This window comes from Desulfitobacterium nosdiversum (assembly GCF_049860565.1).
GTDB classification, from domain to species: domain Bacteria; phylum Bacillota; class Desulfitobacteriia; order Desulfitobacteriales; family Desulfitobacteriaceae; genus Desulfitobacterium_A; species Desulfitobacterium_A nosdiversum.
Window position 1 is genome coordinate 1,850,367 of record NZ_CP172056.1, and the last position, 22,110, is coordinate 1,872,476.

General features: G+C 43.0%; 21 protein-coding genes. 20 read left to right on the forward strand and 1 reads right to left on the reverse strand.

The window, feature by feature from the left end:
- The first annotated feature begins 150 nt into the window (after nucleotides 1-150).
- From ACHOLT_RS08790 to ACHOLT_RS08805, 4 genes are all read left to right on the forward strand, one after another.
- Nucleotides 151-489: a metal-sensitive transcriptional regulator gene (locus ACHOLT_RS08790; protein ID WP_425807330.1), complete on the forward strand. Its 339-nt coding sequence runs from the start codon at nucleotides 151-153 to the stop codon at nucleotides 487-489.
- Nucleotides 490-545: 56 nt separating this feature from the next.
- Nucleotides 546-3,500 carry a heavy metal translocating P-type ATPase gene (locus ACHOLT_RS08795; protein WP_425807331.1) on the forward strand — a complete coding sequence of 985 codons (2,955 nt, stop codon included), beginning with the start codon at nucleotides 546-548 and terminating at the stop codon, nucleotides 3,498-3,500.
- A gap of 80 nt (nucleotides 3,501-3,580) precedes the next feature.
- Nucleotides 3,581-3,778, forward strand: coding sequence for a CopZ family metallochaperone (locus ACHOLT_RS08800; protein ID WP_425807333.1), 198 nt, complete (start codon nucleotides 3,581-3,583; stop codon nucleotides 3,776-3,778).
- A gap of 111 nt (nucleotides 3,779-3,889) precedes the next feature.
- A complete protein-coding gene (locus ACHOLT_RS08805) occupies nucleotides 3,890-4,321 on the forward strand; it encodes an Hsp20/alpha crystallin family protein (protein ID WP_425807335.1) in 432 nt (143 codons plus the stop codon).
- 84 nt (nucleotides 4,322-4,405) lie between these two features.
- Here ACHOLT_RS08805 and ACHOLT_RS08810 read toward each other — a convergent pair whose 3' ends face one another.
- Complete coding sequence (locus ACHOLT_RS08810; RefSeq protein WP_425807337.1) at nucleotides 4,406-4,573, reverse strand: protein sspF; 168 nt, start codon at nucleotides 4,571-4,573, stop codon at nucleotides 4,406-4,408.
- 225 nt (nucleotides 4,574-4,798) lie between these two features.
- Here ACHOLT_RS08810 and ACHOLT_RS08815 point away from each other — a divergent pair, with 225 nt between their 5' ends.
- The 16 genes from ACHOLT_RS08815 (at nucleotide 4,799) to rpsB (ending at nucleotide 21,956) form a co-directional block, all read left to right on the forward strand.
- Nucleotides 4,799-5,854, forward strand: coding sequence for a BMP family lipoprotein (locus ACHOLT_RS08815; RefSeq protein WP_425807338.1), 1,056 nt, complete (start codon nucleotides 4,799-4,801; stop codon nucleotides 5,852-5,854).
- A 123-nt stretch (nucleotides 5,855-5,977) separates the two neighbouring features.
- A complete protein-coding gene (locus ACHOLT_RS08820) occupies nucleotides 5,978-7,501 on the forward strand; it encodes an ABC transporter ATP-binding protein (RefSeq protein ID WP_425807340.1) in 1,524 nt (507 codons plus the stop codon).
- Nucleotides 7,494-8,564, forward strand: coding sequence for an ABC transporter permease (locus ACHOLT_RS08825; protein ID WP_425807342.1), 1,071 nt, complete (start codon nucleotides 7,494-7,496; stop codon nucleotides 8,562-8,564). The genes ACHOLT_RS08820 and ACHOLT_RS08825 overlap by 8 nt, the downstream gene beginning before the upstream one ends.
- On the forward strand, nucleotides 8,561-9,490 hold the full coding sequence (locus ACHOLT_RS08830; RefSeq protein WP_425807344.1) for an ABC transporter permease: 930 nt from the start codon (nucleotides 8,561-8,563) through the stop codon (nucleotides 9,488-9,490). Before ACHOLT_RS08825 ends, ACHOLT_RS08830 begins: the two co-directional genes overlap by 4 nt.
- A gap of 22 nt (nucleotides 9,491-9,512) precedes the next feature.
- Complete coding sequence (locus ACHOLT_RS08835; protein ID WP_425807346.1) at nucleotides 9,513-10,112, forward strand: DUF3786 domain-containing protein; 600 nt, start codon at nucleotides 9,513-9,515, stop codon at nucleotides 10,110-10,112.
- A 112-nt stretch (nucleotides 10,113-10,224) separates the two neighbouring features.
- Nucleotides 10,225-10,758 (forward strand): hypothetical protein, encoded by a 534-nt coding sequence (locus ACHOLT_RS08840; RefSeq protein WP_425807348.1) that lies wholly within the window; start codon nucleotides 10,225-10,227, stop codon nucleotides 10,756-10,758.
- A 198-nt stretch (nucleotides 10,759-10,956) separates the two neighbouring features.
- Nucleotides 10,957-11,835 (forward strand): Ku protein, encoded by an 879-nt coding sequence (locus ACHOLT_RS08845; RefSeq protein WP_425807349.1) that lies wholly within the window; start codon nucleotides 10,957-10,959, stop codon nucleotides 11,833-11,835.
- Between the two features lie 219 nt (nucleotides 11,836-12,054).
- The gene (gene dprA, locus ACHOLT_RS08850) at nucleotides 12,055-13,227 is read left to right on the forward strand and encodes a DNA-processing protein DprA (RefSeq protein WP_425807351.1); all 1,173 of its coding nucleotides are present in this window, start codon (nucleotides 12,055-12,057) and stop codon (nucleotides 13,225-13,227) included.
- A 106-nt stretch (nucleotides 13,228-13,333) separates the two neighbouring features.
- Nucleotides 13,334-15,433 (forward strand): type I DNA topoisomerase, encoded by a 2,100-nt coding sequence (topA, locus tag ACHOLT_RS08855; protein ID WP_425807353.1) that lies wholly within the window; start codon nucleotides 13,334-13,336, stop codon nucleotides 15,431-15,433.
- Nucleotide 15,434: 1 nt separating this feature from the next.
- Nucleotides 15,435-16,757: a methylenetetrahydrofolate--tRNA-(uracil(54)-C(5))-methyltransferase (FADH(2)-oxidizing) TrmFO gene (gene trmFO, locus ACHOLT_RS08860; RefSeq protein WP_425807354.1), complete on the forward strand. Its 1,323-nt coding sequence runs from the start codon at nucleotides 15,435-15,437 to the stop codon at nucleotides 16,755-16,757.
- A gap of 53 nt (nucleotides 16,758-16,810) precedes the next feature.
- Nucleotides 16,811-17,707, forward strand: a complete 897-nt coding sequence (gene xerC, locus ACHOLT_RS08865) for a tyrosine recombinase XerC (RefSeq protein WP_425807356.1) — start codon at nucleotides 16,811-16,813, stop codon at nucleotides 17,705-17,707.
- Between the two features lie 90 nt (nucleotides 17,708-17,797).
- Entirely contained in the window at nucleotides 17,798-18,328 is a 531-nt protein-coding gene (gene hslV, locus ACHOLT_RS08870) for an ATP-dependent protease subunit HslV (RefSeq protein ID WP_425807357.1), read from the forward strand.
- An 11-nt stretch (nucleotides 18,329-18,339) separates the two neighbouring features.
- Entirely contained in the window at nucleotides 18,340-19,722 is a 1,383-nt protein-coding gene (gene hslU, locus ACHOLT_RS08875) for an ATP-dependent protease ATPase subunit HslU (RefSeq protein WP_425807358.1), read from the forward strand.
- A 72-nt stretch (nucleotides 19,723-19,794) separates the two neighbouring features.
- The gene (codY, locus tag ACHOLT_RS08880) at nucleotides 19,795-20,580 is read left to right on the forward strand and encodes a GTP-sensing pleiotropic transcriptional regulator CodY (RefSeq protein WP_425807360.1); all 786 of its coding nucleotides are present in this window, start codon (nucleotides 19,795-19,797) and stop codon (nucleotides 20,578-20,580) included.
- Nucleotides 20,580-21,014, forward strand: a complete 435-nt coding sequence (locus tag ACHOLT_RS08885; RefSeq protein WP_425807362.1) for a hypothetical protein — start codon at nucleotides 20,580-20,582, stop codon at nucleotides 21,012-21,014. Before codY ends, ACHOLT_RS08885 begins: the two co-directional genes overlap by 1 nt.
- 201 nt (nucleotides 21,015-21,215) lie before the next feature.
- Complete coding sequence (rpsB, locus tag ACHOLT_RS08890) at nucleotides 21,216-21,956, forward strand: 30S ribosomal protein S2 (protein WP_425807363.1); 741 nt, start codon at nucleotides 21,216-21,218, stop codon at nucleotides 21,954-21,956.
- The last annotated feature ends 154 nt before the right edge of the window (nucleotides 21,957-22,110 follow it).

Here is a 22,110-nt window from a genome sequence, read left to right on the forward strand (position 1 = left end):
AAATTTTTTATATATTTAATATTATTTTATCACTAAAAATTAAGAAAAGTAGAAGTATTAGTTTTTTTAATACGGATAATCAAAAAATAATATAATTGACAATATAGTATAGGGGGGTATACTATATTGGTATCTAAAGGAGTGATTACTTTGGAGGAAAAAGATGTTCATTCATGCCCAAGCTGCCAGCATGAAGTGGAACTGGGACATGAACGCACAAGTCATCACAGTGAAAAAACAATAAAAGATTTAGTTAATCGAATGAATCGAATTGAAGGTCAAGTTCGCGGTATCAAAGGGATGATGGAAAGACATGTCTACTGTGACGATGTGCTTAATCAAATTGCTTCGGTACAATCTGCTTTAAATGGGGTAGCTAAGCTTTTGCTGGAGAAACACATGAAATCTTGCGTACGCGAGCAGCTCCAGGCCGGAGATGAAGAGGTAGTAGACGAAGTTCTTAAAACGATTTTCAAGATGATGAAATAACATTATCGGCAGGTGTAAAAGATAGAAGCATGACAGTAATTGAGGAGGTGGACGTAATGGCGGGTGAGGTCCAATCAATGGAATTAAAGGTGCTGGGAATGACGTGCGAACATTGTGTTCGCCGAGTCAGCAAAGCGTTGGAGAGTCTTCCTGGGATTGAAGAAGTCAAAGTTTCTCTGGATGAAGAAAAAGCCGGCTTTAATTGGGATAACTCTTTGATTGAACGTCAGGAAATTATTCGCGCAATTGAAGAAGCAGGCTATGAGGTCAGCAACTCAGAGGAAGAAGGTTCTTCTTCTCAGCTGCTCGGCGAAATTCCTGTTTACGGAATGACCTGTGAACATTGTGTAAAACGAGTTGGCAAAGCTTTGGAGAAGGTTCCGGGGATAAAAAATGTGAAAGTTTCTTTGCAAGATTCCAAAGCGAATTTTACCTATGAACCTAATCAATTGAATAAAGAAAATATAGCGGAGGTGATCGAGGAGGCCGGATATTCAACAACACCTCTTCCCCAAGATTCTGAAGAAGAGATCCCTGAGGCCCAAATGGAGCTGTTAGATCCCCAGAAATCAGCTGCAGATGCACAGAAAAAACCTGAAGCTGCTTCTTCTGCAGAAGAAAAACAGCAATTTAAAGTTTCAGGAATGACCTGTGCGAATTGTGCATTGACCATTGAAAAAGGTATAGCCAAGATGCCAGGGGTAAAAATTGCAGCCGTTAATTTTGCATCAGAAAAGTTAACCGTAGAATATGATTCCCATCAGGTGAAGGTAGAAGAGCTTTTAGCAAAGGTTAAGGATCTTGGGTATGCAGCTTACAGTGAAAAAGGGGAAGAGGGGAAAGAACAATTTAAGGTGAGTGGCATGAGCTGTGCCAACTGTGCCTTAACGATCGAAAAGAAATTAAAAAATACCACAGGCATCAGCTCGGCAAACGTGAATTTTGCCACGGAAACGGTAAGCGTTGAATTTGATCCGAGCATTGTAAATCTAGAGGGTATCTTCGAGCAAGTGCGTGATGCGGGATATACCCCAATCGAAAATAAGGAAGAGAACCGTGAGGACCTAGTCGTTAAAAAACAACTTCAGTGGCTTATTTTTAGTGCCGTACTTTCCGTACCTATCATGCCGCTGATGTATATGCCAATGAGCAAAATGACGATGTACAGCATGTTTGTTTTAGCAACGGTTGTACAATTTACCGCGGGTTGGACATTTTACCGAGGGGCCTATCATGCTTTAAAAAACCGCTCCGCAAATATGGATGTCCTTGTCGCCCTGGGTACCACAGCTGCCTATACGTATAGTGTCATGACAACTTTTCCTCAAATCTTCTTTGAAGGACCTACTTTCTTTGATACCTCCGCTTTATTGATCGTCTTTGTTCGTTTTGGCAAATATTTAGAAGCCAAAGCCAAGGGCCGTGCAGGTCAAGCGTTAAAACGCCTGCTGGAGCTTCAAGCGGATAGAGCCAGAATTCTAGTCAATGGTGAAGAAAAAGAGGTTCCTGCCACAAGTGTAAAAATCGGAGATATCGTCGTTGTAAAACCCGGTGAAAAGATTCCGATTGACGGGGAAATCATCGAGGGTAGAGCAAGTATTGACGAATCGATGATTACGGGAGAATCCATCCCCGTAGATAAAGGAGTTGGGGATCCGGTAGTGGGCGCAACAATCAACTCCTCTGGAAATATTAAAGTTAGAATTACAAAAACGGGTAAGGATACAATGCTTTCCGGAATTATTAAGATGGTGGAGGATGCGCAAGGGGTTAAACCTCCAATCCAGCGCTTAGCAGATACGATCTCAAACTATTTTGTTCCGACAGTCGTATCGATTGCACTTGTGACCTTTTTGATTTGGTATTTCCTGCTTCATAGTAATTTTGTTTTTGCCTTAACTGCAGGAATTGCGGTTCTAGTTATTGCATGTCCATGTGCATTGGGGTTAGCGACTCCAACAGCGGTAATGGTAGGAAGCGGAGTCGGTCTAAACCGAGGGATTTTGTTTAAATCTGCGGCCGTGTTAGAAGGCATTTCAAAAATCGAAGCGATTGGATTTGATAAAACCGGTACGCTGACCAAAGGAAAGCCAGAGGTTACGGATATTATAAGTTTCAACGGCTATTCGGAAAAAGACGTGCTTAAGGTGGCGGCAGCGGGTGAAAGCCCCTCAATCCATCCCTTGGCACAGGCCGTTGCGGCACGGGCGAAAAGTGCAAACATGACGATTGAAGACGTACAAAATTACCAGGAAGAAAGCGGTCATGGGATTATCTGTTCCTACGGCGGGAAGCAGCTTTTAATCGGGAATATTAAATTGATTCAGAAATATAAGGCGAAATTAGGCCTCTCAGAGCAAGAATTTCAGCATTTGGCGGGACAGGGCAAAACGACAAGTTTTGTGGCCTTAGACGGTGATGTGATCGGCTTGATTGCACTTGCCGATGTTCTGAAAGAAAGCACCAAAGAAGCGATTGCACGCTTGCATCATCTCGGAATTAAGACCTTTATGATTACAGGAGATAATAAAAAGGTAGCAAACGTTGTGGGTTCGGAAGTAGGGATCGATGAAGTCATCGCTGAGGTTTTGCCTCAGGATAAAATCAATATTGTTAAAAGATATCAGGAACAAGGCTTAAATGTCGCGATGGTGGGAGACGGTATCAATGATGCGCCTGCTTTAGCACAAGCCGACATTGGAATTGCTATCGGTTCGGGAACAGATGTCGCCAAAGAGACTGGGGATGTTGTTTTAGTACGAAACGACTTGCTTGATGTTGAGCGGTCAATTCGCTTAGGACGGAAAACTTTAGCTAAAATTAAGCAAAATCTGTTTTGGGCACTGATTTATAATACAATCGGTATTCCCATTGCGGCAGGTGCACTTTATCCGCTTACAGGAGAGCTATTGCCTCCGGAGTGGGCCGGACTGGCCATGGCATTTTCCTCAGTCTCAGTTGTTACCAGTTCTCTGTTGCTTAAACGCTATGATAAAAAACTTGCGGCATAAAACTTTAGTATTGTTATTTTTCCGAGTGGAACCAAATCCGCTGGGATAATCTATAAATAAAATCATTGGAGGTGAAAAGGATGGGTCAAATGGTTTTAAAGGTTGAAGGAATGACCTGCAATCATTGCAAAATGCATGTTGAAAAAGCACTGCGCGGCGTTAATGGAGTAGCTGATGCTCAAGTAGATCTGGCAAAAGGCGAAGCCGCTGTTACTGGAGAAGCTAACCGGGAAGATTTGGTTAAAGCCGTTGAAGAGGCTGGCTATAGCGCGAAGTAAGAATATTTCTCGATCGGATTGCCATACTAACATTGGATAGAGGAACTTTAGGTGGAGTAAAATGCTCTATCTAAAGTTTCTTTATTTTAAAATAATTGAGAGGTGATAAAAATGCCCTTGGTCCCATATGATCCCTTCCGAATATTTGAACCCCTATGGAATGAGATGGATCGTCATTTTCATCAGGGAAGAGGAAATGAAGACCTTTCAAAATGGCTGTACCGCGTAGACGTTGATGAAACCCCGGAAAAGATTATTGTCACTGCAGAAATTCCAGGTATCGAAAATAAAGAAGATTTGCAAATTGAAATCAATGAAAACGTGTTAACTATCCATGGAGAGATGAAGCAGAGCAATGCAGAGAAGGATCGTTTTTCTCACCATTCAGAACGTTACTTTGGAAAATTCACACGTACAGTTACGTTGCCAAACGCAGTTAAAGCGGATGGATCACATGCGGCCTATAAAAATGGAGTACTTGAACTTACCTTTTTAAAGGACCGCCATCCAGCAGCTCGTACGATAGATATTGATTTCCATTAAAACTGTTTGGCTGATCAAAAATAAGAATCCGACAGATAAACTCTGTCGGATTTTTTTTAGTTGAACCAGGCTAAAAATTACTGTTTAATGCAATCCATTGCGTTCGGCAATTTCAATAGCCATTTTCACCATATTTCCGCAATCTCTTGAGGAAACTGCCCCAAAACCTTGTTGCTTTACGGTATCGCCAAAGCCAAGTTCTTGAGCAATTTGCTGTTTAAGCCCTTCAGACATAACACCTCGTCTTGACATTGAGATTCCTCCTTTTCTTTGTACGACCGTAATCACTTTGTATATTTTACAAAGTAAATCTAGTTTGTACTTCGTGAAGTTTGAATATGCACAGGAAAAAAATCTCCAGAAACCTTAAAAAGTAATAATTTACATAAATATACTTTAATGTTTATACAAGGAAGGATATTTACGAAAAGCAAAGAATACATTTAGCATGTACTTTAAATAAAGGAGGTTATTTCTTTGAAAAAACATCTATTAAGTAAAGTTTTTGTTGTCGTCTTGTCCTGCGCTTTAATTTTGGTAGGCTGCGGTACGGCACCTTCTTCTCCTGCATCAAGCACATCGACGGATAATGCAAAGAAAAATCCGAATTTTAAAGTGCCCCTGGTTACTGACGTTGGTGGTCTTAATGATAAAAGTTTTAACTTCCTGGCCAATAAAGGAGTTGAAAAAGCTGAGAAAGAACTGGGGATAACAAAAAGTATTGTTGAGTCAAAGCAAATGACTGATTATGAGACAAATCTAAGCCGTTTTGCTGAGCAAAAGTATAACCTAGTTATAGCAGTAGGCTTTTTAATGCATGATGCGGTTGAAAAAGTATCTAAAACATATCCGGATACAAAATTTATGATCATTGATGACTCGATAAACGATCGGCCCAATGTCGCCTCCGCTCTATTCAAAACAGAGCAATGCGGTTACTTAGTGGGAATGATGGCAGGACTGATGGAAAAAACGCAAGGCGTTCCAAATATGTCAGGTAAAAATACGATTGGGGTGGTTGGTGGAATGGAAATTCCACCTGTTACGGATTATATTGCAGGGTATATCCAAGGGGCGAAAAGTGTTGATCCAAATATTACTGTAAAACTCAATTATACAGGTAAATTTGACGACCCGGCTTTAGGCAAGCAAACAGCACTCAGTCAAATCGCCGCAGGCGCAGATATTGTGTTCCAGGTCGCAGGAGGGACTGGGACTGGGGTAATTGATGCGGCCAAAGAAAAGAAAGTCTTTGCTATCGGTGTAGATGCTGATCAAAATTATGTAGCTCCGGAAACCGTCATAACAAGTGCGACGAAAGCCATGGATGTGGCAACTTATGATGTCATAAAGGCGGCTTTGGATAATCAATTCAAGAGCGGCAATCTAATGTTTGATTTGAATAATAACGGTGTGGCCTTTACCTCACCCCTTAAAGCAGTTCCCCAAGATATTGTCAATCAAATGAATGATGCGGCAAAACAAATTAAAGAGGGAAAAATAAAAGTTTCCACGCAAATTCCGAAACTGTAAGAAATATTCGAAGGATTGTCTAAAGAAACGTATAAAAATGTTTAAAAAGGCAGGAAAGCGGATTGCTTCAGATGGGGCAATCCCTTTTCTCCATTCATGTCAAATGCTCATAAGGAGGGTTCTATGCGCACTTGCTTGGAGATTAAAGGAGTTACAAAAGAATTCCCGGGCGTGCTGGCTAATGATCACGTAAATTTAGAAGTTCGTGAAGGAGAAATTCACGCTATACTTGGCGAAAACGGGGCTGGAAAATCCACCCTGATGAAAATGATCTATGGATTATATAAACCGGACTCTGGATCAATTCGCCTATATGATCGGGAACTTCATTTTTCGAGTCCGAGACAAGCGATTGAAGCAGGTATCGGAATGGTTCATCAGCATTTTATGCTTATACCGGAACTTACAGTCGCTGAAAATATTGTTCTTGGCGGAGAACCAGGGAAAATCAGGTATCGCCGTAAAGAAAATGAGGCGTTGGTCCATGAATTATCTGAACGTTATCATCTGCATATTGATTCATCGGCAAAGGTAAAAGACCTTACAGTCGGTTTGCAGCAAAGAGTCGAAATACTAAAGGTTTTTTACCGGAAGGCTAAGCTTTTAATTTTAGATGAACCTACAGCGATGTTGACGCCTCGAGAAGCAGACGAATTATTCGTGGTGATGGATGAGCTTCGATCGCAAGCTATTCCGATTATTTTTATTAGTCATAAACTTGACGAGGTTAAGAAGATCTCAGACCGGATAACGGTGATGAGAGCGGGAAAATCAGTTGCAACCCTAGAGACCCAGTCCACAACGCCTCAAGAGTTAGCCAATTTAATGGTGGGCCGTGAAGTTATTCTCCAACTGACCAAACCTCCCCAAAAGGCAGGAGAAGTGCTTCTTGAACTTAAGAACTGCAGCGTTTCTGCCAATCGGAGGGAGAAAGTGAAAGGGTGTTCCTTTACGGTTCATCGCGGTGAAATTTTTGGACTTGCAGGAATTGATGGAAACGGCCAATTTGAGCTGGTGGAAGCGATTGCAGGATTGCTTCGCGTTCAAGCCGGGCAAATATTATTTAAAGGCAAGGAAATAACAATGGCTTCTGTTCAGCAGCGCATTGATGCCGGAATTGCTTATATTCCGCAGGATCGCCAGCTCGATGGGTTAGTTATGGATTTTAAGCTTACCGAGAATTTTGTCCTGAGGGATTTCGCGAAAATTCCTTTTGCTAAAATGGGCATATTGCAGCAACAAGCAATTGAGCAGCATGGGTCTTGTTTAGCTGAAGATTATGACGTTAGGCCGCGGCAAACGCATGCCTTAGCACGTTATCTTTCAGGAGGAAATCAGCAAAAGATAATTTTGGCCAGGGAAGTAAGCCGTGATCCGGATCTATTGATTGCTGCGCAACCCACGCGCGGTCTGGATGTGGGGGCGATTCAATTCATTCATAATAAGCTTCTTCAGCTTAGAGCTAACGATAAGGCCGTTCTCCTCGTTTCCTTAGAACTGGATGAGCTCCTGTCTTTAGCGGATCGAATCGGTGTTATTCATGAGGGTAAACTGATGGCCATTCTTCCAGGCGGAAAAGCGACGAAAGAAGAATTGGGATATCTGATGACAGGTGTAGAAATAGGGAAGGAGGGGGAAAATGCGTAACTTTATTCGAGGTATGATCCCCCCTTTTATGGCCATCGGCATAGCTGTTCTTATTGGAGCGCTGGGTATGCTGGCAACAGGGCATGATCCTTTTCAAGCCTATGGAGCTCTCTTTGCAGGTGCCTTTGGCAGCAAAGTAAACTTTGCTAATACATTGGCAAATTCAGTTCCTTTAATTCTATCCGGGTTAGGAGTGGCTTTATCTTTTAAAGCTGGGCTGTTTAATATTGGAGCGGAAGGACAGTATTGGATAGGAAGTATGGGTGCAGTTTGGATTGGCTATTCAATCTCGGGATTGCCTCCTATGCTTCATGTTGCCTTAGCCTTCTTTGTCGGAATGATGCTCGCGGGTTTATGGGCCGGGATTATCCCGGGGTTAGCTAAGGCCTTAGTTGGGGCCCATGAAGTTATAACAACGATGATGATGAGTTATATCGCCATTTATCTGAGCCATTACATGCTGGAAAACGGACCGATGATGGCTCCGGGTTATACCCCTCAGTCTCCGGTAATCCTTCCATCGGCCCAGTTGGGAATGATCGTCGAAAGAAGTCAGTTATCCTGGGGAATCGCAGTGGCGCTCGCGGCGGCAGGACTCGTTTATGGACTTATTTATAAAACGACTTGGGGTTTTCGGCTGCGTACGGTCGGTTTAAATCCTAGAGCGAGCCGCTATGCTGGAATCAATGTATCACTTTATATGGTTTTTGCGTTATTTATCAGCGGTGCTCTAGCAGGTCTGGCAGGGGCAGTCCAAATGCTGGGCGTTCAGCACCGGCTTTATGACAGTTTTTCCTCAGGCTATGGCTATACAGCTATTGTTGTTGCTTTATTGGCCAATAATCATCCGTTTGGAGTGATATTAGCAGCTGTTTTTTTTGCGGCTTTATCTACCGGCGGGCAGGCTATGCAGATTGCTTCCGGGGTTCCTGCGCACCTTACGGAAATGATTTCGGGTATAATCATCTTTCTTGTTGCAGCTAAAGAGTTAGGATCTTTTCTCCGACGGAAGCATCATGGAAAAGGCAATTTATCGCCGAGCAAGGGGGGCATGAAGGTATGATATGGAATGAATTGGCTAAGCCAGAGCTTTGGGCGGCAACGCTGGCCATGGCAACCCCGATTGCCCTGCCGGCTTTAGGAGGAACGTTTTCGGAGCGAAGTGGTGTCGTTAATATTGCAATGGAAGGAATTATGCTTATCGGAGCATTTTTTGCGGTTCTTTTCTCCCATTTAACCTATAATCCGTGGCTGGGTTTAATAGGCGCGATGATTATGGGGGCCATTATTTCTCTTTTGTTTGCTTGGTTCACGATCCATATTGGAGCGGATCAGATTATTGTCGGTATGGGGATTAACATTTTTGCTGCTGGATTAACTGCATTTATGCTGAACTCGATCTTCGGTTACGGAGGAACCCCGCGTGAGACTCCGGCTTTGCCCGATATAGCCTTGCCGTTTTTAAAGGACATTCCGTTTATTGGCCCCATTTTCGGGCAGCAAAATTCAACAGTTTATATCATGCTTATCCTAGTTGTTATCTCTCATTGCTTTCTGTTTCACACGAATCTTGGACTGAGAATTCGAGCTGTTGGCGAAAATCCTCAAGCAGCAGATACAGCAGGAATTAATGTATGGAGAATTCGCTATTTAGGTGTTATTTTAGGAGGAATGCTTTCAAGTCTAGGCGGAGTCTATTTATCTTTAGGATTATTGAATAGTTTTGAAGTCAATATGAGCAGCGGGCGTGGCTATATTGCCTTAGCGGCCATGATTTTTGGCAAATGGACGCCGGTCGGTTCGTTAGGCGCTTCATTGTTGTTCGGTTTTGCTATGGCTTTGAGTATGGTTCTTCAAGGAACGGGAATTTCAGCGAATCTTATTCAAATGCTGCCGTATGGTTTAACTATTCTTGCACTGGCAGGTCTTGTCGGGAGAAGTACCGCACCGGCAGCCGATGGAATCCCTTACCGTCCTGATGGCAAATAATATAAAACGAAGGAGGGAGCAGATGAATTATACCGCAGCTTTTGAAAAATCTGTGGCTCACTTCCAGGAAATGTCCTTAGCTGAAATTGAAAAATTTTCAGGGTATCCTGTTCAAGGGAATCAAATCAAATTAAATTTTCTGGGGCAACACTTTAGAGTTGAATACCCCTCGGCAAAATTTGAGCCTGAACCTCAAGTAGAAGGCGAGCTTCCAATTTTTGCACGTATTCTTATCCTTCATTATTTATGTAATCAGACGGAGAAAAGCTTAACCGGTCAATATATTTCCTACAAAGAACTTCCTGGAGGCGGAATATATAATCAACCCTTTTCGAACCGGGCAATTCGCCCTATGGTCGAACATTTTGGGGGAAATCCAGAGAAGCTGCTCAAGGCGGCTCAGCCAATAGGGGGTACCCCTGTAAAGCTGGGGGATGTGGCAGTAACGCTAAACGTTTTTCCTAAAATTCCAGTGACGTTAGTTCTTTGGCAAGCGGACGAGGAGTTTCCGGCCTCAGGAAATATTTTATTCGATCGTTCAGCTTCAGAGCTTCTTCCCACAGAGGATTATGCAGTTTTAGCAAGCTTTGTGGTTATGGCTCTAAAGAAATATTCGGGATAGAAGATATTTGCCGACAGGATTTGCCAAAATTTTCATGAAAATTTGAATAAAACTCCTTTATAATTCTATTAAGCTTGTATTAAGCAAAAATAGGTTAAAGGAGGATTTTAGAGTGAAAACCAAAGGAATATCTTTATTCGTGTTGAGTTTTATGCTGTTTTTTTCTTTTCCCGGCGTTGCTGCGGCCAATTTTGATCAATATGGTTTTAATGCTGAGGGACGGGTCTATAAAGGTACCTTAGATAATTGGGAGTTATTTTTGAAAGGCTTGCCTTCGTCTCCCTATAATCTGAAAGAAACAGATACTGTTTTTGTTGAAAGGAAATGGGATAAACGTTTTGACCCCGTGATTTACGGGAATCTGCCATTAGGTGAAGGGGCCTGGCAGAAAGTCAAAGTTTGGGAGAACTTATCCGGTGATCAACTCGGATGGACATGGCATTCGGATTTAGATATTGTGTATTCTCCTAATGCGCCCATTCCCGGGGCGATTGAACTTACACCGGAGGAAATCAGATTTTGGGGCTTTTATCTTGTGAAACAGACGGAGTGGCTGGCAGGACCGCATGGGGAGAAGAAAGCGCTTCAAGATTCTGAAGTGAATCCCGGTATCATTAATAAAGCGCTTCATTTAAGCAGTAAGTAAGCACTAAGTAATTCACGCAATAACTAATCTAAGTAATAAGTGATAAAAACTTTAACGTAGACAATATTTTTAGAATTAAATTCACCCTTAAACTTATGACTGATTTAGTTTTAAGTTAAGGGTGAATTTTTGTTTCAAGTTTTAGTATGGAAAAAATTCATCCGGACCACACTAAAACCTGAAGGAGGTGTTTCTTCATTGCATACATTATGGAAAGGATCCATTAGTTTTGGTTTAGTTAATGTTCCCATAAAAATGCATGCTGCGACAGAGTCTCAGGAATTTCACTTTAACTATCTTCACAAGACTTGTCATAATCGAGTTCACTATCTTAAGACCTGCCCGCATTGTGATATCGAAGTTAAACCGGAAGAGATAGTAAAAGGGTATGAATACGAAAAAGATCAATATGTTATTCTTGATGAGCAGGACTTGGCTGAAATAGAGCGGCCGATGAGCCAATCTATTGATATTTTGAACTTTATTGACTTAAAGGAAATAGATCCGATCTATTTTCAAAAATCGTATTATTTATCTCCTGAGGAAACGGCTCAAAAAGCTTATCGACTTCTTTCGCAAGCGATGATAGAGACAGGGAAAGTTGCAATTGCGCGCTTTACAATGCGCTCAAAACAATATTTGGCCTGTTTACGCGCTTATGAAGAAGGACTTGTCCTTGAAACCATGTATTATCCGGACGAAATTCGTCAATTCGACGTTAATTTGGCAAAGGTTATCTCGACAGATACTGAAATAGCTTTAGCACGGCAGCTCATTGAAAGCCTTGCAGTCCCTTTTGAACCTGACAGATATCGAGATGAACTGCGAGAGCAGGTTAAGGAAATGATTGAACGAAAGATTGCCGGAGAAACCTACAAAGTTACTGCTGCACCTGAGCCGGGTAAAGTTGTGGATTTGATGGAAGCACTGCGCTCCAGTTTAGCAGCTACTGAACATGAAAAAGGAAAACTAGAACCCAGTCCAGCAGAAGCAGCTGAATCAGTTGATTCTGAAGGGAAGGAACCATCAACCTTAACTCCACGCAAGCGGAAAACAAAACGGGCCAAAGGAGCCTAAAGATTTTGTCCTAATGCCCTTGGTCAGGTATCGACACCGCTTCTTTGGGAGGAGGTTCCGGAAGGGGACGCGGTGGGTGACCTGAGTCAAATTATGAATGAAACGAATGATTTCAAGAAAATTCTACATTATTTTACCTAATTTAGAGATGTTCGACAGGATTTAAAGCAGGAAAAACCTTCTAAGATACCGAAATTTGGTCTCTTGGGAGGGAAGGATATGGATATCTCTGAAAAGACCTCTGTGAAAAGTGAGCATGAAGCCGAAAAACTCGCCCGAATTGCTTTTCATTCAATAAAAGGAGTTGGAAGCGGAAGGCTGCGTCAAATTATTGCCTACTTCGGAAGTGCACTTAATGCCTGGTATGCCTCTGAGAGCGAGTTCAAAAAATGGGGAACGGAGTCTTGGGCTCACTCTGTCATGTCAGAACGATCTCGAATCGATCCGCACCAAATGGCTCGGAGCTTAGCCCAAAAAGAAGTTAAGACGGTTATACCCGAAGAGGAGCATTATCCTGCCTTACTGCGGGAATTAGCGGATGCTCCGCCTTTATTGTATTATAAAGGAAATATTGAAGCCGGTGAGGAAGGTGTGGCCCTAGTCGGATCGCGAAAAGCGACTCCCTACGGAAAGGCGGCGGCAGAGTTTTTAGGCAAAGAATTGGTCAGGCAAGGACTTGTTGTTGTAAGCGGTTTAGCCAGAGGAATTGATACGGCAGCTCATAAAGGGGCGTTATCTGGGCAAGGTAAAACCTGGGCTATATTAGGCAGTGGTTTAGATTATTTATATCCCCCGGAAAATAAAAAAATAGCGGAGCAGATTATTCTTCAAGGGGCAATTATCAGCGAATTCGCCCCGGGCGTTCCTCCGGAACCGCAATTTTTTCCGATGCGCAATCGAATCATCAGCGGAGTGGCCAGAGGTGTTGTTGTGGTTGAAGCTGCAGCCCGGAGTGGGGCCTTAATAACGGTTGATTTCGCTTTGGAACAAGGACGGGAGGTATTTGCCGTACCCGGACCGATTTTTAGCGGGCAAAGCAAAGGATGTCATCAATTAATCCGCCAAGGAGCTAAACTTGTTGAAGGAGTAGAAGATATTCTTTCAGAGTTTATAATTGAATCTCGTGATTGTAATTACGTAAACGAGATTAATTTTGCGTCAGATAAAAATCCGGATAAGATTAAAGATGATATCTGCAAGGAAAAGAGCCTTGCTCCGGAACAGCAGGAAATACTCGCTTTTCTTAGCGACTTGCCCTTACATATTGATCAGATAGCTTTGCAATCTACTTTAACTGCCTCACAGGTTGCACTTGTTCTTTTGGAACTGCAGCTTAATGGAAAAATCGAACAACTCCCGGGTCAACGATATGTCTTAGCGCGTAAGTGCTAGACATACTGAAAAAAAGACGTTAAGATTAGGCTAGTTTTAAGCTTTAAATGTTTAACTCTGTGAAGACTGTACATAATGAATATAGAGAGGAATCTTGAGGTGAATTATGGCAAAAACACTCGTCATTGTCGAGTCTCCGGCCAAGGCAAAATCAATCAGCAAATTCTTAAGCAGCCAATATACTGTTAAGGCTTCGATGGGGCATTTGCGTGATTTGCCTAAAAGCCAGATGGGAGTCGATATTGAAAAAAATTTTGAACCTAAATATATCGCAATTCGTGGCCGCGGAAATTTAATCAAAGAACTTCGTACGGCAGCTAAAGGGGCGGACAGAATCTTACTGGCCTCTGACCCGGATCGCGAAGGAGAAGCAATCGCTTGGCATCTTGCCCATCTTTTGGGAATTGATACTGACGGCAAATGCCGGATCGAGTTTCATGAGATTACAAAACCGGCGATAACCGCAGCGGTTAAACAACCGCGTAAAATTGATACGGATCGTGTTGATGCCCAACAAGCAAGACGTATTCTTGATCGTTTAGTGGGGTATCAGTTAAGTCCGCTGCTTTGGAGAAAAGTGAAAAAGGGGCTTAGTGCCGGGCGGGTACAATCCGTTGCCGTACGTTTAATCTGTGATCGGGAAGAGGAAATTCGAAACTTTATTCCAGAGGAATATTGGAGCCTTACGGCTCAGTTCCATGCTACCGGAGGAAACTTCAGCGCGAAATTGGTTAAGAAAGACAGCCAGAAGATTGCTATTTCCAGTGAAACGGAAATGGAGCTCATTCTTAAGGATTTAGAGAACGCGAATTACTCGGTCCAAGAAGTCCGTAAGAAAGAAAAGAAGAAGCAGCCTGCTCCTCCGTTTACAACAAGTACTTTGCAACAAGAGGCTTACCGAAAGCTCAACATGTCTCCGAAACGTACAATGATGCTTGCCCAACAGCTCTATGAGGGCTTAGAGCTGGGAAAACAGGGTTCGGTCGGTTTAATTACCTATATGCGTACCGATTCTGTAAGAATTTCAGAAATAGCTCAAACTGAAGCGAAGGAATGGATTCTTGAAAATTACAGTCTGGAGTACTATCCGCCGCAGGCACGGGAGTATACAAGCAAGGGAAGAACTCAAGAGGCGCACGAAGCGGTTCGCCCCACTTCAGTTTTACGAACTCCGGACTCGTTAAAAGAATTTCTAAGCCGGGATCAACTCCGCTTGTATCGATTAATTTGGTCTCGCTTTTTAGCAAGTCAGATGAGTGTGGCTTTGTTGGACACCTTGACTGTTGAAGTAGGTACGGGGAAATACCTGTTCCGTGCGAATGCTTCAACGGTCCGCTTTCCAGGCTTTTTAGCGGTATATGAAGAAAGTCAGGATGAAAGCGATAAAGAGCCGGAGGAAGGTTCTTTATCGGCCCAGGTGGTCCAGGGAGAAGCGCTGGAATTGCTTAAACTGAATGAAAAACAGCATTTTACAGAACCGCCTGCACGTTATACAGAAGCATCTTTAGTACGGAAGATGGAAGAAGAGGGCATCGGAAGACCAAGTACCTATGCACCTACCATTGAAACGATCCAAAGCCGTGGTTATGTTGCCAAAGAGGGCAAGCAGCTTTCACCTACGGAACTTGGTGAGATTGTCATCTCGCTTCTGAAAGAAAATTTCTCCGAATTGTTAAGTCTGGAGTTTACCGCTAATTTTGAAGAGAAACTGGACGATATCGAAGAAGGATCGACACAGTGGAGAACAGTTATTCGCGATTTCTATGCTCCGTTTGCAACGCTTTTAGCAAAAGCAGAGGAAAAGATCGGAAAAGTTCAAATTGAAGATAAGATATCCGATGAAATCTGCGAGAATTGCGGACGGAATATGGTCATTAAAATGGGGAGGTATGGCAAATTTCTCGCTTGTCCCGGATTCCCGGAATGCAGGAATACAAAACCGCTTCTTGAAGAAATCGAAGCGAATTGTCCTAAGTGCGGACATCCGCTCGTTGTGCGCCGCAGTAAAAAGGGCCGTAGATTTTACGGCTGCAGTACTTATCCTGATTGTGATTTTGTATCCTGGGAATTGCCGGCGCCGGAACCCTGTCCGCAATGCCAAAGCTTAATGGTTATCAAAGGTTCAAAACAGGGCAGGCACTATGTTTGTACCAATCAAGAATGCCGCTACGATCAGCCGATTGAGGAGCCGGAAGAGGAAAAATGAAATGACAAAAGTAATCGTAATCGGTGCGGGTTTAGCTGGAGCAGAGGCGGCCTGGCAGATTGCACAGAGAAAAATTTCAGTTGAACTTTTTGAGATGCGTCCGGAAAAAATGACTCCCGCTCATCATACGAGGAATTTTGGAGAACTCGTTTGCAGCAACTCTTTAAAGGGTGCCGGACTGGATAATGCAGCAGGTTTATTAAAAGAAGAAATGCGCCGCCTCGATTCGCTTATTGTAAGTGCTGCAGACCAACATACGGTGCCGGCAGGCGGGGCATTGGCCGTTGATCGAGAACTTTTTTCAGCAGAAATTACCCAACGCATTGAGGAACATCCCTTTATCACAGTTCATCGTGAAGAGGTTAAGACCATTCCTGAGGATGGAGTTGTTGTTGTGGCGACAGGTCCATTGACCGCGGATGATTTAGCTAAGGATATTCAGAAGGTAACCGGAAGAGAAGCCCTTTCTTTTTATGATGCGGCAGCCCCTATTGTTACCTTGGAATCGATTGATCTCGCGAAGGCGTTTTGGGCTTCGCGTTATGATAAAGGTGACCCTGACTATTTAAATTGCCCAATGACTGAGGAAGAATATAAACGGTTTTATGCAGAGCTTCTGAAGGCAGAAACGGCAGAGGTTAAAGGGTTTGAAAAAGGGAGAGTCTTTGAAGGCTGTATGCCTATTGAAGTCATGGCCGGCAGGGGAGAACAAACGCTCACTTTTGGTCCCCTAAAACCTGTAGGTTTGGTTGACTCCCGAACAGGGAAGAAGTCTTATGCTGTAGTTCAGCTGCGCAAAGAAAACCGTGAGGGAACACTCTTTAATTTAGTGGGTTTTCAAACTCATCTTAAGTGGGGAGAACAGCAGCGTGTTTTTCGGCTTATTCCGGGACTTGAAAATGCTGAATTTGTCCGCTATGGAGTTATGCACCGGAACACTTTCTTAAATGCGCCCCAAGTTCTAAAGGCTGATTTTAGTCTTAAGAATTATCCGCGAATTTTTTTCGCGGGACAAATGACTGGGGTAGAAGGATATGTTGAATCTGCGGCAAGTGGTCTGCTCGCAGGAATTAATGCTGCACGAACGATAGAGAACCAATCCGCGCTGATTTTTCCGGCGGAAACAGCTCTTGGGGCATTGGCCCTGCACCTTGAAGGCTCACCCAGTACAAATTTTCAGCCGATGAATATAAATTATGGGTTGTTTCCATCGTTAGAAATACGGATTAAAGGAAAACGAGAAAAAAATCTACGCATTTCCGAAAGAGCGTTGGCACGGCTTGAAGAGTTTATTCAACAGCAGAGCTTGCTTTCTCGGAATTAGTACATTTTTATGATAGAGTTTGTGCTCTTTGTCTAGATTTGGAGGTTCAGGTTATGTTAGCTGATCAGGCGCTGGCTCTTTTTGATGGACAATTAAAGACGCAAAATCGTTCTGAACACACAGTGATTGCCTATCATAATGATATTTTGCAGTTCTTAAATTTTTTGGGTCAAGAAAAGGGCGTTGAACCTGAAAAAATTTCTATCGAAGAGGTTACGGTCGATTGGATTCGAAGTTTTCTGAGTGACCTCACAGATCAAGGTTTGGAACGCAAAAGTATGGCTCGTAAATTAGCTGCCCTCCGTTCATTTTTTAAATTTTTATGCAAGGATGGTTACCTTGTCCAGAACCCAGTCCAACGCATATCTACTCCAAAGCTGGGAAGAAAACTTCCTGAGTTTTTATATTTCGAGCAAATGGAAAAGCTGCTTCAAACTCCCGATTGTACTACAGTTTTAGGAGCACGGGATCAGGTTATTTTAGAACTTCTTTATGGGTCCGGTCTGCGCGTCAGTGAGCTTGCGACATTGAACCGCGAGGATGTTGACTCGGATCAGATGCTTCTTCGTATTAAAGGAAAAGGGAAAAAAGAGCGGCTTGTTCCGATAACAAAATATGCGTTTGAGGCAATTCAGGCCTATTTAAGTATGAGAGAGAATTCACAAAAGGCTTTATTGTTAAACTATCAAGGATCTCGTTTATCTGTTCGCTCAATTCGTCGCATACTTAATAATCTTGCCAATCAAGCGGGATTACCCTTGCACATCCATCCTCATATGCTTCGTCACTCTTTTGCGACGCATCTTCTTGACGGCGGGGCGGATTTACGAAGTGTTCAAGAACTATTAGGACATGCAAAACTCTCTTCTACCCAAATTTATACGCATTTAACTCGGGAACGTTTGCGCGAAGTTTATGATGAAACTCATCCTCGTGCAAAATATTCATAAAAAGCCATAAATTTTGTACAATTATGTACAATTTATCTTGACTCTGAGTCAAGAAACCAGTAAACTTCCGTATAGAAGGAGGGTTTGCTCATGTTTCATGCTACGACAATTATTGCAGTTAAACGAGGGGACCAAGTTGCTATGGCGGGTGACGGGCAGGTAACTTTTGGTCAAAACACCATTATGAAACACTCAGCGAGAAAGGTTCGCAGGCTTTTCCATGGAAAGGTCTTAGCAGGTTTTGCCGGTTCAGTTGCGGATGCTTTTACTCTCTTTGAAAAGTTTGAACTTAAGCTTGAAGAATATAACGGAAATCTGCAAAGAGCGGCAGTTGAATTAACGAAAGAATGGCGAATGGATAAAATGCTTCGAAATTTAGAAGCGATGCTCCTTGTTGCAGATAAGGAGAGCTTGCTGCTTTTATCCGGGTCTGGGGAAGTAATTGAACCGGATGACGGAGTTGCTGCGATTGGTTCAGGCGGAAATTATGCGTTAGCAGCGGCCAGAGCTTTACTTAAACATTCTGCTTTAGAACCGGCGGAATTAGCCAAGGAAGCGATGGAAGTGGCTTCAGCGATCTGCGTCTATACCAATGACCATATTATTGTGGAAGAATTATAAGGGGTGAGCGCATGGAACAACTCACACCACGGGAAATTGTCCGTGAATTGGATCGTAACATCGTCGGTCAGAAACAAGCGAAAAAGGCGGTAGCCATTGCTTTGCGCAATCGTTACAGGAGATCCCTTTTACCCGAAGGACTTAAAGAGGAAGTGCTTCCTAAGAATATTTTAATGATCGGTCCTACGGGCGTCGGGAAAACAGAAATCGCCAGAAGATTGGCCAAGCTGGTACGTGCTCCGTTTATTAAGGTTGAAGCAACGAAGTTTACTGAAGTCGGCTACGTTGGACGGGATGTCGAATCGATCGTTCGCGATCTCGTCGAAATCGCTTTGCGCATGGTTAAAGCAGAGCGGATGAAAGATGTCGAAGGCAAAGCTGCAGTGGCGGCGGAAAAACGGCTTGTATCGCTTCTTGTTCCGGGAAAACGTACGGAAACACATTCTTCAAATCCTTTTCAATTTCTTTTTAATCAAAATGAGGATAAAGAACCTGAAAATATAACCCCGGAAATCGAGCGGGAACGGGCGATTGTCGCCGAGAAACTTCAGCATGGGGAACTTGAAGATGAAGTGATTGAAGTTGAAGTGGAGGATAGTCAGCCTTTGCTTCCAGATCTTATTGGCAATGCCGGCATGGAGCTTAACTCAAATCTCCAGGACATGATGGCTGGAATGCTCCCTAAAAAACACAAGAAGCGTAAGGTCACGGTAAAAGAGGCTCGGCGAATCCTTGCTTTGGATGAAGCTCAAAACATGATTGATCAAGACGAGGCAGTCCAGGAAGCGATTACACGTGCTGAGCAGGAAGGCATCGTTTTTCTTGATGAAATCGATAAAATTGCCGGGCGAGAAGGAGCATCAGGACCCGATGTATCAAGAGGGGGGGTTCAGCGGGATATTCTTCCTATCGTTGAAGGTTCTACTGTCGTGACAAAGTATGGTCCGGTTAAAACTGAACATATATTGTTTATTGCGGCAGGCGCTTTTAATTTAAGCAAACCTTCAGATTTAATTCCCGAGCTTCAAGGCCGTTTTCCAATTCGAGTTGAGCTGGAATCTTTAAAAGTTGAAGATTTTAAGAGGATTTTAACGGAACCTCAGTCATCATTGATTAAGCAATATAGCGCTTTGTTGGAAACTGAAGGGATAAAGGTAGAATTTACAGAGAATGCTATTGAAGAGTTAGCAGAGGTTGCCTTTGAAGTCAATTCTAATACTGAGAATATTGGAGCTCGGAGACTTCACACGATTGTTGAAAAGGTGCTCGAAGAGCTTTCCTTTGAAGCATCGGAACTCCCGGAAGATTATACGGTAACCATTAACCGCGAATATGTTCAGCACCGTTTAGGGGATGTTGTGAAGAACCAGGATCTTTCCCGCTATATTTTATAGGTAAAAGATATTGTTAAAGATTAATAGAACTCAAAGATAAGAATAAACCGAATTTATAAGGAGGAAAAACTTATGCAAAACCTATTAGAAAAAACACGGGCGATCAGCAAAATCGTTCAGCGTGCTGCCGGACATCCGGTTGATTTTGACGAAATGGCAAAAGTCTTAAGTGAGGCCATAACCGCTAATTGCTACATTGTGGGACGTCGCGGCAAAATTTTGGGCTACAGCTTTATGCCGGATTTCGCCTGTGATGCAATGGAAGAGATTGTTATTCATTCCGAGCGTTTTCCTGAAAGCTATAATGAGGGATTGATGAAGATCACAGAAACCAAATCGAATACCACCCAGGTCGCCAATGGCTGCGTATTTAATCAAAAGGAGCGCTGCCTTTTCAACAATAAGATCACAACCATTGTTCCGGTCTTGGGCGGCGGTGAACGCGTAGGGACTTTGGTATTATCCAAGTACAATGAAGAGTTTACGGATGGAGATCTTATTCTGGCAGAATACGGTGGAACCGTAGTCGGTATGGAAATTTTAAGGGTAAAGGCAGAACGTGCTGAAGAAGAAGCCCGTAAAAAAGCTGCAGTTCAGATTGCTTTGGGAACGCTTTCCTACTCGGAACTTGAAGCGGTTGAACATATCTTTGCAGAATTAGGAGGATCTGATGGACTTCTCGTTGCAAGCAAAATTGCGGACCGCGTAGGAATTACACGTTCTGTTATTGTCAATGCGCTTCGGAAGTTTGAGTCAGCGGGTGTTATTGAATCCAAGTCTTTAGGGATGAAAGGGACCTATATTCGGGTTCTCAATGACTACCTGTTGGATGAACTGGACAAGATCCGTCATAACTAATGGCTAAATATCATTATCAGTTTAAACCTTTGCTGCTTCCAGGCGTTCTGTTTTTAATAGGATATCCCGCATTCACTGCATTGTTGATTTTAATCTTTAAAATATCCCTTCTGGAAAGGAATATCCTGATTGGTCTTTACCTTGTTTGTTCCTTGGGTATTCTCGCTCTGTGGATTTATGGCCGGAGTAAGCATCTAGAGATCGAGGAAAGCAGTCTTTTGTTTTGTTCGTTATCAGGTGAACAGAAGATTGGCTCTGAGGAGATTCGGCGCATCGCAGTTTATACCTCGCCTAAAGGAAAAGAAATTGTCCAGATAAAAACCTACAGCAATAACGACTTTTATATATCTGATGTGTATTTTCCATTTCCGGAACTAATGGGTGATCTGGAGCAATTTGTCCGAAGCCATTCGATTCGGTCCAATATAGCATGAAGAAAATAATTCAGGCGGAGGTTTTAATTCGCCTGAATTATTTTATGTGAATTTCTTGCAAAGCAACGTTGCTTATGATATTCTACAAACAGTGTGAAATTCATTACACACGCAGCGGGATGCTGATTCAGGTTCCCTTCTTAGGGTGAATCAGAAGATGAACCTGCGGAGGAAAAAAACAAGGAGAGGAGGTGCAACACAATGGCTGTAATTTCTATGAAACAATTATTAGAAGCCGGTGTTCACTTCGGTCATCAAACACGTCGTTGGAATCCTAAGATGGCTCGCTACATTTTTACGGAGCGCAATGGTATTTATATCATTGATCTGCAAAAAACCGTTAAGAAGGTAGACGAGGCCTACAATTTCGTACGCAATCTTGCTGCAGACGGAGGTACGATGTTATTCGTCGGTACCAAAAAGCAAGCGCAAGAGTCAGTGAAAGAAGAAGCTGAACGCTGCGGAATGTATTTTGTCAATGAGCGTTGGCTCGGCGGTATGCTCACTAATTTCCAAACGATTCAAAAACGCGTTAGTCGGCTGCGGGAATTAGAACGGATGGAAGCTGAAGGAGTATTTGAGATCCTTCCTAAGAAGGAAGTTGCTCAACTTCGTCACGAAATGGAGAAACTTGAGCGCTTCTTGGGCGGAATCAAGAATATGAAAAAGCTCCCTGACGCTTTATTCGTTGTTGATCCACGCAAAGAGCGTATTGCTGTTGCTGAAGCGCGCCGCTTGAATATCCCGATTGTCGGTATTGTTGATACAAACTGCGATCCGGATGAGATCGACGTGGTTATTCCAGCTAACGATGATGCTATTCGTGCAGTCAAGCTTTTAACCGGAAGAATGGCTGATGCTATTCTCGAAGGTCAACAAGGCAGCCTTGACGAAGCTGAAGAAGCAGCGGAAAACGTGGCTGAGGAAGTCACTGCTGAATAATTATCCCGTGTTGATTAACAAGTAGGGATGAAAGAGGGGCAGGGTGAAGAAGGGTTGGTCAAGCTTCCCGGATGCTCATCCTGCCCTTTTTATGTAAAAGATAAATTTTGAATAAAAGTTGGTAACAATCAATGTAGTTTATTTAATTGAGTAG

Excerpts from the sequence above, each read along its gene's own strand:
- ACHOLT_RS08810 (WP_425807337.1), bottom strand. The coding sequence starts at position 4,573 with ATGTCAAGACGAGGTGTTATGTCTGAAGGGCTTAAACAGCAAATTGCT.
- ACHOLT_RS08820 (WP_425807340.1), top strand. The coding sequence starts at position 5,978 with ATGCGCACTTGCTTGGAGATTAAAGGAGTTACAAAAGAATTCCCGGGC.
- ACHOLT_RS08830 (WP_425807344.1), top strand. The coding sequence starts at position 8,561 with ATGATATGGAATGAATTGGCTAAGCCAGAGCTTTGGGCGGCAACGCTG.
- ACHOLT_RS08885 (WP_425807362.1), top strand. The coding sequence starts at position 20,580 with ATGGCTAAATATCATTATCAGTTTAAACCTTTGCTGCTTCCAGGCGTT.
- xerC (WP_425807356.1), top strand. The coding sequence starts at position 16,811 with ATGTTAGCTGATCAGGCGCTGGCTCTTTTTGATGGACAATTAAAGACG.
- ACHOLT_RS08835 (WP_425807346.1), top strand. The coding sequence starts at position 9,513 with ATGAATTATACCGCAGCTTTTGAAAAATCTGTGGCTCACTTCCAGGAA.
- rpsB (WP_425807363.1), top strand. The coding sequence starts at position 21,216 with ATGGCTGTAATTTCTATGAAACAATTATTAGAAGCCGGTGTTCACTTC.
- hslV (WP_425807357.1), top strand. The coding sequence starts at position 17,798 with ATGTTTCATGCTACGACAATTATTGCAGTTAAACGAGGGGACCAAGTT.
- ACHOLT_RS08805 (WP_425807335.1), top strand. The coding sequence starts at position 3,890 with ATGCCCTTGGTCCCATATGATCCCTTCCGAATATTTGAACCCCTATGG.
- ACHOLT_RS08800 (WP_425807333.1), top strand. The coding sequence starts at position 3,581 with ATGGGTCAAATGGTTTTAAAGGTTGAAGGAATGACCTGCAATCATTGC.
- topA (WP_425807353.1), top strand. The coding sequence starts at position 13,334 with ATGGCAAAAACACTCGTCATTGTCGAGTCTCCGGCCAAGGCAAAATCA.
- hslU (WP_425807358.1), top strand. The coding sequence starts at position 18,340 with ATGGAACAACTCACACCACGGGAAATTGTCCGTGAATTGGATCGTAAC.
- dprA (WP_425807351.1), top strand. The coding sequence starts at position 12,055 with ATGGATATCTCTGAAAAGACCTCTGTGAAAAGTGAGCATGAAGCCGAA.
- trmFO (WP_425807354.1), top strand. The coding sequence starts at position 15,435 with ATGACAAAAGTAATCGTAATCGGTGCGGGTTTAGCTGGAGCAGAGGCG.
- ACHOLT_RS08795 (WP_425807331.1), top strand. The coding sequence starts at position 546 with ATGGCGGGTGAGGTCCAATCAATGGAATTAAAGGTGCTGGGAATGACG.
- codY (WP_425807360.1), top strand. The coding sequence starts at position 19,795 with ATGCAAAACCTATTAGAAAAAACACGGGCGATCAGCAAAATCGTTCAG.
- ACHOLT_RS08825 (WP_425807342.1), top strand. The coding sequence starts at position 7,494 with ATGCGTAACTTTATTCGAGGTATGATCCCCCCTTTTATGGCCATCGGC.